Source organism: Pseudomonas sp. NPDC085632 (genome assembly GCF_044541255.1).
Taxonomy (GTDB): Bacteria; Pseudomonadota; Gammaproteobacteria; order Pseudomonadales; family Pseudomonadaceae; genus Aquipseudomonas.
This window is the reverse complement of sequence record NZ_JBITSX010000016.1, coordinates 31,210-45,649: the sequence shown is the minus strand read 5'-3', so window position 1 is coordinate 45,649 and position 14,440 is coordinate 31,210. Positions and strand designations below refer to the sequence as shown.

Sequence of the window (14,440 nt, the reverse complement as noted above, 5' to 3'; positions counted from 1 at the left end):
GTTTCCCGATGCGCGCTCTACTCGTGTTGCTCAGCCTGATGCTGTCGATGTCCTTGTCGGCGGCGGAAAAACTGCCCGTGGTCACCAGCTTCAGCATTCTCGACGACATGGTTCATCAGGTCGGCGGCGAGCATATCCAGATCATCAACATGGTCGGCCCGGACGCCGACGCGCACACCTACGAGCCGACACCGGACGATGCCAAAGCATTGCTCAGCGCCAAACTGATCATCAAGAACGGCCTCGGTTTCGAGCCTTGGCTGGACCGACTGGTAACCAGCACCGAGACCAAAGCCACCGTGGTCAGTGCCAGTCATGGCGTGATTCCGCGCTTCCTGGATGAAGACGGCGAAACCGTTCCCGACCCGCACGCCTGGCACAATCTGGCGAACGCCGAGTTGTATGTCGCCAATATCCGCAAGGCGCTGATCACTGCGGATCCCACGAACAAAGCCGACTACGAACGCAACAGCAAAACTTACCTGAAGCAGATCTACGCCCTGCTCACCGAAGCCAAAACAAAGCTCGGTGCGCTGCCGCCGGGCAACCGCAAGATCGTCACCAGCCATGATGCCTTCGGTTATCTCGGCCAGGCGTACGGCATCGACTTCATGGCGCCGCAAGGTTTGTCCACCGAACGGGAACCCTCGGCCGCCGAAGTTGCTGCACTGATTACCCAGATCCGTCAGGCCCACGTCAAAGCGGTGTTCATGGAAAACATCAAGGACGCACGCCTGCTCAAACAGATCGCCGACGAAAGCGGCGCGCACATTGGCGGCACGCTGTACTCGGATGCCCTCGCTGCCAGCGGTCCGGCCAGCACCTTCACCGGTCTGTTCGAATACAACCTCAACACCCTTTACGACGCGCTGAGCCAACCATGATCCGCAAGAATCCATCAGGTGATTTGCCACAAATTGCCGAGTCCGCCTACGTCGACAAGACCGCAATCATCTGCGGCAAAGTGGTGATCGGCGAGAACGTGTTCGTCGGCCCCTACGCAGTGATCCGCGCCGACGAAGTGGATGCCTCGGGCGAAATGGAACCGATCACCATCGGTGCCAACTCGAACATCCAGGACGGCGTGGTCATCCATTCCAAATCCGGTGCCGCAGTCACTATTGGCGAGTTCAGTTCCATCGCCCACCGTTCGATCGTGCATGGACCGTGCGTGGTCGGCGACCGCGTGTTCATCGGTTTCAACAGCGTGTTGTTCAACTGTGTGGTCGGCAACGGCTGCGTGGTACGGCACAACTCGGTGGTCGACGGCCGGGATCTGCCGGACGCCTTCTATGTACCCTCCACTACTCGCATCGGCCCGAATACAGATCTGTCGTTGTTCCCTCCTGTAAGTGTCAGCGCCTCGGAGTTTTCCGAAGACGTGGCACGCACCAACGTCGATCTGGTGCGCGGCTACAAAGCCTTGCAGAACGAGTTCTGAACCATGAGCAGCGTGCTGATTCGCAATGCCAGACTGGTTAACGAGGGGCGTGAGTTCGACGCAGATCTGTTGGTAAGCAATGGACGTATCGTCAAGATTGCGCGAGGCATTGAAGGTGAAAACGCCACGGTAGAAATCGACGCCAACGGTCAATGGTTACTGCCGGGGATGATCGATGACCAAGTGCATTTCCGCGAACCGGGTGCGCCGGCCAAGGGCAGCATCCACACCGAGTCACGCGCAGCGGTGGCCGGTGGCATCACCAGCTTCATGGACATGCCCAACACAAACCCGGCCACCCTCACCCTCGAAGCCCTGGCGGATAAAAAGCGCCGGGCGGCGCTCGGTTCGGTAGCCAATTACGGCTTTCACTTTGGTGTGAGTCAGGACAACCTCGCCACGGTTGCGGCTCTCAATCCCTGTGAAGTGGCAGGGGTAAAAGTGTTCATGGGCGCGACCACCGGCAATATGTTGGTGGATGATCCGCAAATCCTTGAGCGACTGTTCGCCGAGGTGCCGACCATCCTGTTGGCCCACTGCGAACACACCCCGAGTATCGACGCGAATGCGGCCAATCTGCGCGAGCTGTTCGGCGAACGAATCCCGCCCGGTGCTCATCCGCTCATCCGCAATGCCGAGGCGTGTTATCGCTCCTCCTCACTGGCGGTCGAGTTAGCCAAACGTCACGGCACACGTCTGCATGTATTGCACCTGACCACGGCGCGTGAACTGGCGTTGTTCGAGGACAAACCGCTGGCGCAGAAGCGCATCACCGCTGAAGTGTGTCTGCATCATTTGTTGTTCGATGATCGCGACTATCCAAACCTCGGCAACCTGATCAAGTGCAACCCGGCGATCAAGAGTCAAAGCGATCGTGATGCTTTGCGCGACGCATTGAACAGCAATCGGCTGGACGTCATTGGCAGCGATCATGCGCCGCATACCTGGGGAGAAAAGCAGCGGCCTTACGCGCAGGCGCCGTCGGGATTGCCACTGGTGCAACATGCGTTGCCGGCGCTGATGGAGCTGGTGGCGGATGGGGTTTTGCCGATCACAAACCTGGTGGCGAAGACCAGCCATCGCGTCGCGGATCTGTTTGCGATCCCGGATCGGGGTTATCTGCGTGAAGGCTATTGGGCGGATCTGGTATTGGTTGAAGCGCAAGCGCTGGAGGTCGATCGGCAGCCGATTCTGTCGCAGTGCGGATGGTCGCCGTTTGCCGGGCGCAGCTTTCGGCATCGGGTTAATGCGACGATTGTGTCAGGGCAGATTGCGTGGCGGGAGGGACGGGTGAACGAGGGGTGTCGGGGTCTGGCGCTACGATTCATGCGCTGATTCAAAAACCCCGTAGGAGCTGACGAGTGCAACGAGGCTGCGATCTTTTGATCTTGTTTTTGACAATCAAGATCAAAAGATCGCAGCGTGCCGCAGCTCCTACAGGGGTCGCATTAACCGCGGGGTTTAACGGCGCCGCAATCTTGGCCCAGCCACACCGCACGGGTTTCCAGACTACCCTTCTGGTTGATTCCGATCGCGTTGAACGTGCCGTTGGCCACGGTGGTGAACTCACGATCACTGAGGAACGTCGCCACCCCGGTGCCCTGCGCTTTCGGGCAACTGAAACGGAATTTCCACTGGTTGCCAGTGCGCTCGGTGATCTGTTGTTTACAGCCTGATTGCGGGTCGGCCAAAGGGATATCGTTGGTCGCCACTTGCTCCGGCGTCAGGCAGGCCCGGATACCCTTGCCGCCGATATTGATCCCGTTTTTTTCCAGCGCCGCACGCTGTTGCGGGGTCATCTGGCCTTGCAACTGGCCGAGGATCGATTGCACATCCATCGGCTGGTCATCGACCTTGACGTTGCTCGATGTCATTTCCCACAGCCCTGGCTGCAGCATCTGCGCCTGCGCAACCACCGGCAATGCCAAACCCAGTCCCAGCGCCAAACCCAGCAGACGAACGTTCATCGAAAAACTCCTGATCAGTAGTGGCCGTTAGACGTCGGCCGATTGCTTCGGTTCATGCACCAATTAAATAGCGACATTCGCGACAGAACATGGTCTGTTAAGCATTGAATCTTCCGGAGCAAGGCTGCCCCATGGATTATTTTGGACCGCACATTTTCGGTTATCTGATCGCTCTGATACACACCCTCGGCTTGATCGCCGCCGTTCACGCGGTGCTCACCGTGCGCACGGCTCAAGGCTCGATCGCCTGGGCATTGTCGCTGATCTTCATTCCCTATCTCACGCTTATTCCGTATCTGGTGTTCGGCCGCAGCACGTTTGATGGTTACATCAAGGCGCGGCGTCAGGCCAACGAACAGATGCGTCAGGCCATCTCCGAGTTGAACTGGCGCCCGTGGGTGGAGGAAGCACTGACCGCACGCGCCTCGAATGCCTACGCGTCGTTACGCGCGATGCCCAAACTGGGACGTATGCCGTGCCTGGCGAACAACGAAGTGCAATTGCTGGTAAACGGCACGGCCACCTTCGAGGCGATTTTCCAGGCCATCGATCAGGCGAAAGAAGCGGTGCTGATCCAGTTTTTCATCATTCACGATGATCGGCTCGGCCAACGTCTGCGCGACCTGCTGCTGAAGAAAGCCGCCGAAGGCGTGGCGATTCATCTTCTCTACGACCGTATTGGTAGCCATGCCCTGCCTCACAGTTATGTGCAAGCGTTACGTGATGGCGGCGTTGAGGTCAAAGCCTTCGCCACGCGCAGCGGCTGGCTCAATCGCTTTCAGGTCAACTTCCGTAACCACCGCAAGATCGTCGTGGTCGACGGCGTGGTCGGCTTTGTCGGCGGGCATAACGTCGGCGATGAATACATGGGCGAGAAACCACCGCTGGCACCGTGGCGCGATACCCATGTGAAGGTGCGCGGCCCGGTGGTCGCGTGCATGCAGGAATCCTTTGCCGAGGACTGGTTCTGGGCGGCGCGAACATTGCCTCCGCTGATACTGCCGGATGAATATCCGGACGACGGCGTACTTTGCCAACTGCTCGCCAGCGGTCCGGCCGATGCTTACGAAACCTGCTCGCTGTTCTTTGTCGAAGCCATCCATGCGGCCACCGAACGCGTGTGGATCACCAGCCCTTACTTCATTCCCGACGAGGCTGTATTTGCCGCATTAAGGTTGGCGGTCTTACGCGGTGTCGATGTGCGACTCCTGCTGCCGTCGCGTCCCGATCATCGCATCGTTTACGCCGCTTCCAGTCTCTACGCATTTGAGGCCGTGCGTGCCGGCGTGCGAGTGTTCCGCTACGAGCCCGGTTTCCTGCATCAGAAAGTGGTGTTGATCGACAGCGAGATCAGCGCCATCGGCAGCGCCAATCTGGACAACCGTTCGTTCCGGTTGAATTTCGAAGTGATGCTGCTGACCGTCGATAGTGACTTCGCCGCCAGTGTGGAGAACATGCTCATCGCAGATTTCAAGCAAGCCTACGAAATTGCCAAAGAAGAGAGCCGGGAAATCCACCGCCTGCAACAAGTCGGCATGCGGATCGCCCGGCTGATTTCGCCGATTCTCTGAGAGCCCTCTCCGATAAGGTAAGGGCTGCACGAGTTCAAGGGTTGTAGATATCGTCGCGCGTCCAGGGCAGTTCATGGCTGCCATCCGGATGCGCCTTCACCGCGAGGATCTGGTGCAGATTGATCCATCCGCGCGCAAACGCATAAGCACAGCCGGCCAGGTACAGACGCCAGATGCGCAGCGCCTGATCCGGCACCAGTTTGCCTGCGGTTTCAAGGTTATCCTCCAGCCGCTCGCTCCAGTGATCCAGCGTGCGCGCGTAATGCAGGCGCAAGCTTTCGACGTCGACAATCTCCAGCCCCGCTTCGCTGATCTCGGCCGAGATCATCGCAAGGTGCGGCAACTCGCCGTTGGGGAATACGTATTTCTCGATGAAATCCCCGGCACCGCGTCCCACCGGACGACCATCGGTGTATTTGGCGGTGATGCCATGGTTCATCACCAAGCCGCCCTCCTTCACCGCACCGAACAGGGTTTTGCAGTACTCGGCGAGATTGGCGTGGCCAACGTGCTCGAACATCCCGACGCTGACCACCTTGTCGAAACGCCCGTCCTGAGGCAGATCGCGATAGTCGAGCAACTGCAGTTCGATCTGGTCTTCCAGGCCTTCGGCCTGGACCCGCTCACGCGCCAGTTCCAGCTGTTCCTTGCTCAGGGTAATGCCGAAGACTTTGGCGCCGAACTCCCGTGCGGCATACCGTGCCAGCCCACCCCAGCCGCAACCGACATCCAGCAGGTAGTCGCCTGGCTGCAAGCGCAGTTTGCGGCATAAATGTCGGAATTTGGCTTGTTGCGCCTGCTCAAGGGTTTCGCTGCCCGTTTCGAAATACGCGCAGGAATACGCCATGTCGCTGTCCAGCCAGAGCTGGTAGAACGCATTGGACAGGTCGTAGTGATAGGAGATGGCTTTGGCGTCGGTTTCCTTGTCGTGCACTGAGCGCACTGGCTGACTGTCGTCATCTTCGCCGAGCAAAGCGTTGCTTAATTCGTCGCAGACCCGGATGACCTCGCTGATCGAGCCCTCCAGTTCAAGTTTGCCTTCAACGAAGGCCGCTCCGAGCGCATCGAGGCTTGGATGGGTGAACTGGGTGACCATCTGCGGGTCCTTGACCACGATGGTGACGCTGGGCGACGGCCCCAGATTAAACTCATGGCCATCCCAGAGTCGCAAGCGAAGCGGAAGCTGCAGATTCTGTAAGGCCGGTGGAAGTTGCGCGAGCATGGAAAATCCCCCCTTGTTTCAGACGTCAAATCTGAGGGTAGACTATCCCGGAAAAATAGCAGGCTATCGATTCGATTAGCCTGATCTATCGCTGCAGACGCTCCAGCAAACCTTCCTGAATCCACTGTTTCAACCAGGTAACGGCTTGAAGTGGCGCGCCCTCACCATAAGTGACTGCTAACTCGACGCACAGTTCGGCGAAACTCCAGCCTTCGTTCAACAACCCATTCAACGCATCCGCTTCAGCACTGTCCAGACTGCGGTAGTTGCACACCAACTCATTACGCCAGATCACGCAGACCTGAGGTGATTCGAGCGCCGCGCTGGGCGGGAACTCCGCTTCGTCTTTCACCGAGCGCCAGATCGCGACACTGTTGAATTCGCACGCCAGCCATTGCAGCGAAGGCGTCGGTTTGAACTGCAAGGTCGGCCACTCTTCCGGCGCCAGTGCCGCCATCGCTTTGATCATCAGTGGCGAGCCGGCCGGGGAATCAAACGCCAGAGTGAACGCCCATTCCAGTGCGGCCAGCTCAGCCAGCGGCGCACTTTGCTCGGGCACCAGATGCTCGCGGATAAAAGCTTCAAAACCCTTGCCCAGCCAACGCAGGCTGAAATGCGCCGACGGGTATTTGCGGATGTACGCGGTGGCGAGCAGATCGAATTCTTCGTCGCCCATCCAATAATGGATCGCCGGAAAGTCGTGGGTCAGCACTTCCAGCAAACGAGCCGCGTAAGCGTTGTGATAAATCGCCAGCCCCGTACCGACGTCCAGCGTCGGCCCACCGATCAGGCTATTGGCCAAGACGCAATCGGCCGGCGCGGCATCCATCAGAAACGATTCGAACGCCAGTTGCCACTCCTTCAAGCGCATTGCTGTCTCCCGGCCAGAACTGTGTTACCCAACTCGCGGGCCTTGTGCAGCTCGGCGAGCAGTTCTTCAAACGGCGGGAAATGATCATCGCGTTCCAGCAACGTCGCCACCGGGCCGATGTGTTGCAGCGTGCGCTGAAACAGCGCCCAGACCGGATCGCTCACCGGATGGTCATGCGTATCGACGACGTAATCACCGTAATCGTTATGCCCGGCCAGATGCAGTTGGCGCACTTTTTCTGCCGGCAAACCTTGAATGAATGCCCACGGATCGAAGCCGTGATTGCGAGAACTGACGTAGACATTGTTAACGTCGAGCAACAACTCGCAGCCACTCTCTCGGCTCAAGGCCGCAAGAAATTCCCACTCGGTGAACTCGTCCGACGCGGCGCGCACATAGCTGGAGACGTTCTCCAACATCAGCGGTCGCTGCAATACATCCTGAACCTGCGCCACACGGCCGACGATGTATTCTAGGCTTTCTGCTGTGTAGGGAAGCGGCAGCAAGTCGTGCAACTGGTGAGCGTTGCCACGGCTCCAGCACAGGTGATCAGAAATCCATGCCGGTTTGACCCGGTCGGCCAGTTGCTTGAGTTGTTTCAGATAATCCGCATCGAGGGCATGCGGCCCGCCGATGGACAGGGACACACCGTGCATCACCAGCGGATAGCGCTCGGCGATGGCGTCCAGGTAGTACAGAGCCTTACCGCCCTGCACCATGAAATTCTCGGAGACCACTTCAAACCAGTCTACGTCCGGCGACTGTTCGAGGATCTGCTGATAGTACGCGCTGCGTAAACCGAGGCCGTAACCCAGGAAAGGAAGCGAAGCTGACATGTCGGACTCCTGCTAAAAGTGGCCGCAGCGGCGAGAACCACTGCGGCGGCACTTGCCGGTCGGTTATTCGCCGACCTTGCCACCCGCTTTTTCGCAAGCCGCTTGAGTCATTGCCTTGAAGCCCATGCCTTTGCAAGTACCCAGACCTTTGCAGGCGTGATCTTTGGTCTTGCAGTCGTTCTGGCCTTTGCAGGCATTGACGCCGTAGCAGTGAACGTTGGCATCAGCAGCCGACGCGGTAGTCGAAACACCGGCAAACATCGTAGCAGCGGCAAAAGCGAGAGCGGCACCAGCAGCAGCGGTCTTGATAGTCATTTTTGTTGTCCTCGGTCATCGTCAGGGATGTCGGCTGAACGGTTTGTTCAGTCCCGACATAGCACTAGAGAGAGCTATCCCGATGGCGTTACAACGCGCCCAAAAATAATTTCATCGATCATCTTTGAGCTTGAGCAGCGGTTCTTGAAAGCGCAGCAATCGTCCGGCATTGCCCAGCACCAGCAACGTGCTGAGGTTATGCAACAGCGCAGCAATCATCGCCCCGGCGGCGCCCAGCCAGCCAAACGCGGCAAACACAACGATGGCCAGCGTCCAGCCCAGACCGATGACCACGTTGACCTGCAAGGTTCGGCGGCACTGACGGCTGAGGCGCACACACGTGCCGAGTCGGCGCAGGTCGCTGCCGATCAAGACAATATCCGCCGAGGCCAGCGCGATGTCGGCGCCACCCGCGCCCATCGCCACGCCGACCACACCGGCCTTGAGTGCCAGTGAATCGTTGATGCCGTCACCGACCACCATCGGCCGGAAACCGTTGTCGATTTCCTTGAGCACGCGATTGAGTTTGTCCTCGGGCAACGCCTGGGCTTCGACTTCCTGCAACCCGACGTCTTTAGCCAGAGACAGCGCCACACTCTGCCGATCACCAGTGAGCAACAGTTGTCGCCCAAGGCCCAGCTCACGCAATTCGTCGAGGGCGAAACGGGCTTCCGGTTTAACCGTGTCGGCGAGCAATAGCCAGGCGAGGAATTCCCCGTTCAATGCCAGCCCGGCGATGGGGCCATCGTGATCGGGGACCGTTGTCGTGGTGATGCCCAATTGCGCGAACAATTCTGGCCGACCGAGCGCCGCTTCGCCCTGCCCGGTCATGGCGACTACACCAAGGCCCTGACGCTCGTGAATCTCGCTCAGGGCCACGGATTGATCCTGACTGACCAACCCCGCCAACGCTCGGCTGACCGGATGACTGCTCGCTGCACCAAGACTGGCGGCCAGTGCGGTAATCGCGGAGGTGTCTGTGTGGGAACTGTCGATCGACTGCAAACGCAAGGTGCCGTAAGTCAGCGTCCCGGTTTTATCGACGACCAGCGAGGTCAGGTCAGCCAGTTCTTCAAGAAACGCAGAACTGCGGATCAGAATCCCGTGGCGCGCAGCCACCGCGACACCGGCAATCGCCGTCGCCGGCGCGGACAACACCAACGCACACGGACACGCCGCCACCAACACCGCGAGCATTGCCTGTGCATCGTGGGTGACGAACCAGGTCACCGCCGCCAGCAACAACACCAGCACCATATAGCTGCCGGCGTAGCGTTCGAGCAAACGAGTGATTGGGGGTTTCGAACGCTCGGCGTTTTGCATCAGCGCGATGACTTTACCCAGGGTCGATTCATCGCCGGTACGTGTCACTTCGATGCGCAACAAACCATCGAGATTGATCGCGCCGCCGAACACCGTCATGCCAGCACCCGCCTCGACCGGCACTGATTCACCGGTAATCGAAGCGGTGTCGAGGCTGGCCTGGCCGGACAAGACCCGACCATCCGCCGGCACCCGATCACCCGCACGTACCTCAACGGTGTCGCCGGATTTCAGCGTGCCGTTGTCCACTTCGATGATCGAACCGTCGGGCTGAACCTTGCGCGCGTGACTGCGCGTCAGTTGGCCGAGCGCATGAATCGCTTCCTGCGAACCGATGACACTGCGCTCTTCCAGCACATGGCCGAAGATCATGATGATCGGCAGCAGCGCCGCCGTCAGTAAGTCGCCGGTCGCCCACGCGCCGAGCATGGCCAGGGCAATCAGTTGATCGGTGATGCCGTGCAAACTTGGATAGCGCAGGCTGTACCACGCCGAACGCATCACCGGGACGGCAACTAATAAAGAAGCAAAACCGAGCAGCAACTGACTGACGCCGGTTTGCTCCGGCACCCGCCAACGCCAGATCAAACCCAGACCTAGAAGACCCAACGCAAGCATCGCCAAAGTCAGCTGGCGTGCAGCGTGGCGTTGTTCGGCCGAGGACAACAGGCTCGGTGCAGCGGTCGTCGCAGTCATTTACTGGCTCCCTGAATGATCAGGCGGGAATCATCTTTCGGGTCGACCGTGGTGACCGATCCAGCTTGGCCGAGGATCTTCGGCATGCGCTCGCGGTAAAGGCGCAGGAGCATTTGCGGGTCTGTACTTTTGGCCAGACTCGACACCGTGGCGGTGTCGGCCGAGGCTTTGGCCAGGCGCTCACCCGCCTGTGCGTGAGCCACTTGCAGCGTGCGGTCGGCGTGTTCGTTGGCGGTCTGGGTGAGTTTTTCGGCGTCGGTGCGCGCGTTGGCCACGGCTTTATCGGCTTGCTGACTGGCGGTTAGCACGGCGTTGAACGCACTTACGGCGGGGTCAGGCAGACTCGATTGCACATCGACTCGCGCCACTTCGATGCCGATGCCCTGCCCGCTCGCCTTTAACTCGGCCAAGCGTTTGTTGATGCCCTGCACCAGATCACCGCGCAATCGCTCACGTCGTTCGGCCGCCTGATTGTCAGCGCCGATCAATTCAGGACGAGCGACCAGAATAGTGTCCAGATCCCTGGCGGCAGTCAGTGCCACGGCACTGCGCGTGACCAATCGATCAAGCGCCGGCAGCACGTGATCGGCCTGCAACACAAAGTCGTATGGGTCAGTGACTTTGTAAAATACGCGAACATCCAGTTGCACCACACCGGCATCACCGGTCAATAAATAACCAGACCCGGCCAGGGCGTCGCTGAGTGGTGTGGCGAAGGAAGCGACCCGATCAGCCTTGAGTGCCTCATCGCTGCGCAACAGGTTTTCCACCCGCCGCTCAATCACCCGATCCGCGGCCGGCAACAAAACCACCTGTTCGAACGGCTGTGGCCATGCCAACAACAGCCCGGCGTTCTGCACGCGATCCAGTGCACCAAAGTGCAAAACCACAGCACGATTCTGCGGATCGATCTGTCGCACATTGGAAAACGCCCAAGCCAATGCGGCCAACACCGTCACCGCATACAGGGCGAGAAATGCCAAACGACCCGCCTGAATCCACGGGCTGTTTAGCGAATGTGTTCCACGTGGAACTTCTTCACTCATGGCTGCGACCCGGGTTTGCTGTCGAGAGTTGGCGGGCCGTCAACCAGCACACGGAATGGCGCGGCGTCGGTGCGCAGAATCAGTTTGGTGTCCGGGGTGACGATGGTGCCGAGCGTGTCCAGCGAGCGCAGCAAGTTGTACAGCTGCGGCGAACTGGCGTATGCACGACCGTAAATCTGCGCGGCCTCAACGCGAGATTGTGCTTCGATTTCTGCAGCTTTCACGGTGGCGTCGGCCTGCACAATGCGCGCATCGCGTTCGGCAGCGGAACGGATTTGCGCAGCCTCACGTTTGCCGATCGCCGTACGTTCGGTAGCGATTGTTTCACGCTCGGCGCGCATGCGATCGACGGTGGCGGTAAGGGTCACAGAAGGCAAAGTCAAACGCTCGATGCCGACTTGCACAACGCGTACGCCATAGGTCGCAAGCAATTGCTGATCAATCTGCTGACGCAACTGCGCTTCGAATTCAGCGATATGCACCTGACTGGCATCGGTGTTCACCAGATTCGCCAGATCAAAACTGCTGGCCGTGGTTTCCAGCGCCGAGCCCACGAAGGTGCGAATCTGCCGCGCCGCTTCGTCGGGCTGGTTCTGCACCGCGCGCATGAAACGCTGCACATTGTCCGGATCACCCTGCACCTGCCACGCCACGTAGGCCTGAACGATGATGCGCAAACCATCGCGGGTACCGACATCCTGCAAGCCGCTGGAGGTGGTGCGCAGACGTAGATCCACCGGGATCGCCGCTTCGAACGGCGCTGGCCAACGCCAGCTCAAACCCGGATCAAGCAGTACCCGCGATGGATTACCGAAGCGGGTAATCACCGTGGCTTCACCCGAGCGCACTTGCACCAGGCTCGCTGCCGCGATGGCGAACGCCACCAGCAACACTGCCCAGCCCATGCGTCGCCACGGGAAAGGCCCGGCCTCTTCCGGCGCACCGTGGTGATGGTGATGATGCCCGTGATGATGGTGATGTCCACCGTGGCCATGATCGTGGCCGCTGTGATCATGCGGTTCGTGAGTGTGCGACTGGCTCAATGGGCGACTCCTGGTTGAGCGGTGTTGCGCGCGGGCGACGGGTCAGCCGGCAGCGTGAAAGTACGCAGATCGATGGTCGGCGCATTGCTGCTGCCACCGAGACGATGATCGAGCACCAGCAATTTGGCTTTACTCAGGCCTTGGCCGAGCTGACCGAGATATTGCTCGAGCACGAAAGCCTGACCGGCACTGGCGTAGGCTTTTTGCTCGGCCGTGAATTTCAGATCCGCTGCCTGCGCCGTGGCGCTGGTTTCCCGCGCATTGGCGCTGGCCTGATCGCGAGCAAGACTGGCCTGCAATTGCGCCTGATTGCTCGCTTCGGCCGCCGCGCCATGCTCACGGGAGATCAACGCCTGCGCGCCAATCTGCGCGGCTTGCACAGCGTGATAAGCATTGGCGGCGCCGGCCGGCGGATGAATGGCTTCAACCACCGTGGCGAGAATTTCCACGCCGCTGTTAAGTTGTTGCAGATCGCCTTGCACGGCGCGCCCAATCTCATCGCCCAGTCCTACCCGATCTTCACCGAGCAAACCGTCGAGCGTGCGCGAGGCAAAGTCGTGCACCAGAATCCGGCTGGCCGTGCTGCGAATCAACGTCGGCACATCGGCACTGTTGTAGGTCGCGGCCAGCGCCGCCTGATCGGTCAAGCCAATCCGATAGACGAAGCGCACGTCCATGTTGACGATCTGGAAGCTCTGCTGATCGCCACGGCTGCTGGCGATGACTTGCGATTTGTCGTTGACGTGGCTGGCGTCCCACAAGCGGTTGGCTGTCATCGGCGCAGGACCTTCGGCGGGATCGACTTGCAGCGGCGCCGGGTTCTCGCCAACGCTGGTGGCCAATTCGTGCACAACGCCGTTCTCGACGATCAGCACGCGCCCCAGCGGCCACGGCAAACCCGTGTGCAATCCTGGTCCGAATACCTGCACCGGTTTGCCGAAGCGCTCATAGATGCCACGGCCCTGCAGCGGAACTTCATGAATGCCGGTGAGCAGCCAGCCCACCGCTGCGACAAGCGCCAACACCGGCAGAAACGCTCGGCGCATGAAACTGAACGCCCAGATCTGACGCAGATCGATGCCAAAGCGGTTGTGCAATTCATGCTGCAACGCGAGTAATGGTTGTGGTGGCCAGCGCAGCATATCGGCGACAAAACTGCGCGCCAGGAGCGTCGGTTCAAGCTGCTCGCGGTGGGGACTGAAAACCGAGAGAACAGCACGCAATAGCAACTCGATCGCGACCAATCCCGGCAAGATACCGATCAATACGCAAACGCGAACCGGCCAAACGACATTCTTGCCAGCGAACAACAAACACAGCGCGCTGAGTACCAGACTGATGATCGCCACGCGCGTCATTTGCGCCAACGCGCCTGCTTCCGGCCATTGCGCCGGGTTTTCCTGAGTTAGTTGTCGCTCAAGCACCAACAAGCCGAACGCCAGCAGCAATGCCAACGCCGCGCCCACCGTAGCGGACAATCCAACGGCGGCGGCGGGCAGTGCCAGGTTCCATGCCTGTTCGATGCTCAGCGCCACCAGCAACGCCCAGCCACCCAACCACAGCGTTGCTGCACCGATCTGGCCCAGCACATGCAAACCACGCTGGCTGAGGTGATCCAGCAGGCGCTCGTACCACCCTTGTGGCGCAGAGCGTTCATCTTCGGCAATCGGCGTCAGCACAACAGGAGTCATCACCCGCGCGCGCCATTGCGTCACCCACCACGCTGATTGCAGCCCGGCGACCAACACCAACAGCGCCGCGCCCTGATTAACCAGCAGCGGCAGCCACAATGATTGCGGCGCAAACAGCCCGACGAAAAACGCCACCACCCAGCCTGCCCCGGCCAATCCGCCGAGGGCAAACGCCCAACGCCGCAGTCGCCTGCCCTGCGTGGCCGCCTGCTGAAAACGCGGCAGTCCGGTCACTTGCGTGCCATCCACCTCCAGATCAACTTGCATATCACCCCAATATCATTGGCCCGCGGTTCATATCGTTACGATATAACGAAAAGCGTGAAATATTCGTACACAATTACGCGTATTCAAAGACGCCCAACCTGTCGCTTGCCTGAAGCCTTGACCGAAAAGCCTCGAAACGCACATATTACGT

The 14,440-nt window shown here is 59.7% G+C and carries 13 protein-coding genes; 4 read left to right on the top strand and 9 right to left on the bottom strand.

Going from position 1 to position 14,440, the window contains the following annotated elements:
- Window positions 1-8: 8 nt before the first annotated feature.
- The 3 genes from ACIF4X_RS13370 to ACIF4X_RS13360 are packed head-to-tail and all read left to right on the top strand — an operon-like array spanning window position 9 to window position 2,776.
- Complete coding sequence (locus tag ACIF4X_RS13370; protein WP_397482495.1) at window positions 9-884, top strand: metal ABC transporter substrate-binding protein; 876 nt, start codon at window positions 9-11, stop codon at window positions 882-884.
- Window positions 881-1,441 (top strand): carbonate dehydratase, encoded by a 561-nt coding sequence (locus ACIF4X_RS13365; protein WP_122842141.1) that lies wholly within the window; start codon window positions 881-883, stop codon window positions 1,439-1,441. Before ACIF4X_RS13370 ends, ACIF4X_RS13365 begins: the two co-directional genes overlap by 4 nt.
- Before the next feature lie 3 nt (window positions 1,442-1,444).
- Window positions 1,445-2,776, top strand: a complete 1,332-nt coding sequence (locus ACIF4X_RS13360) for a dihydroorotase (protein WP_397482494.1) — start codon at window positions 1,445-1,447, stop codon at window positions 2,774-2,776.
- A gap of 113 nt (window positions 2,777-2,889) precedes the next feature.
- Here ACIF4X_RS13360 and ACIF4X_RS13355 read toward each other — a convergent pair whose 3' ends face one another.
- Window positions 2,890-3,408 carry a DUF3617 domain-containing protein gene (locus ACIF4X_RS13355; protein ID WP_397482493.1) on the bottom strand — a complete coding sequence of 173 codons (519 nt, stop codon included), beginning with the start codon at window positions 3,406-3,408 and terminating at the stop codon, window positions 2,890-2,892.
- 131 nt (window positions 3,409-3,539) lie between these two features.
- Here ACIF4X_RS13355 and cls point away from each other — a divergent pair, with 131 nt between their 5' ends.
- A complete protein-coding gene (cls, locus tag ACIF4X_RS13350) occupies window positions 3,540-4,979 on the top strand; it encodes a cardiolipin synthase (RefSeq protein WP_397482492.1) in 1,440 nt (479 codons plus the stop codon).
- A 34-nt stretch (window positions 4,980-5,013) separates the two neighbouring features.
- Here cls and cfaB read toward each other — a convergent pair whose 3' ends face one another.
- From cfaB to hflK (ACIF4X_RS13310), 8 genes are all read right to left on the bottom strand, one after another.
- Window positions 5,014-6,201, bottom strand: coding sequence for a C17 cyclopropane fatty acid synthase CfaB (cfaB, locus tag ACIF4X_RS13345; protein ID WP_397482491.1), 1,188 nt, complete (start codon window positions 6,199-6,201; stop codon window positions 5,014-5,016).
- 85 nt (window positions 6,202-6,286) lie between these two features.
- Window positions 6,287-7,072, bottom strand: coding sequence for a putative DNA-binding domain-containing protein (locus ACIF4X_RS13340; protein ID WP_397482490.1), 786 nt, complete (start codon window positions 7,070-7,072; stop codon window positions 6,287-6,289).
- Window positions 7,063-7,908: a DUF692 domain-containing protein gene (locus tag ACIF4X_RS13335; RefSeq protein WP_397482489.1), complete on the bottom strand. Its 846-nt coding sequence runs from the start codon at window positions 7,906-7,908 to the stop codon at window positions 7,063-7,065. The genes ACIF4X_RS13340 and ACIF4X_RS13335 overlap by 10 nt, the downstream gene beginning before the upstream one ends.
- A gap of 63 nt (window positions 7,909-7,971) precedes the next feature.
- Window positions 7,972-8,223, bottom strand: a complete 252-nt coding sequence (locus ACIF4X_RS13330) for a hypothetical protein (RefSeq protein WP_397482488.1) — start codon at window positions 8,221-8,223, stop codon at window positions 7,972-7,974.
- Between the two features lie 111 nt (window positions 8,224-8,334).
- Window positions 8,335-10,242, bottom strand: a complete 1,908-nt coding sequence (locus ACIF4X_RS13325) for a heavy metal translocating P-type ATPase (RefSeq protein WP_397482487.1) — start codon at window positions 10,240-10,242, stop codon at window positions 8,335-8,337.
- Entirely contained in the window at window positions 10,239-11,288 is a 1,050-nt protein-coding gene (gene hflK, locus ACIF4X_RS13320) for a protease modulator HflK (RefSeq protein ID WP_397482486.1), read from the bottom strand. Before hflK (ACIF4X_RS13320) ends, ACIF4X_RS13325 begins: the two co-directional genes overlap by 4 nt.
- Entirely contained in the window at window positions 11,285-12,331 is a 1,047-nt protein-coding gene (gene hflC, locus ACIF4X_RS13315) for a protease modulator HflC (RefSeq protein WP_397482485.1), read from the bottom strand. The genes hflK (ACIF4X_RS13320) and hflC overlap by 4 nt, the downstream gene beginning before the upstream one ends.
- Window positions 12,328-14,289 carry a protease modulator HflK gene (gene hflK, locus ACIF4X_RS13310; RefSeq protein ID WP_397482484.1) on the bottom strand — a complete coding sequence of 654 codons (1,962 nt, stop codon included), beginning with the start codon at window positions 14,287-14,289 and terminating at the stop codon, window positions 12,328-12,330. The genes hflC and hflK (ACIF4X_RS13310) overlap by 4 nt, the downstream gene beginning before the upstream one ends.
- Window positions 14,290-14,440 lie beyond the last annotated feature (151 nt).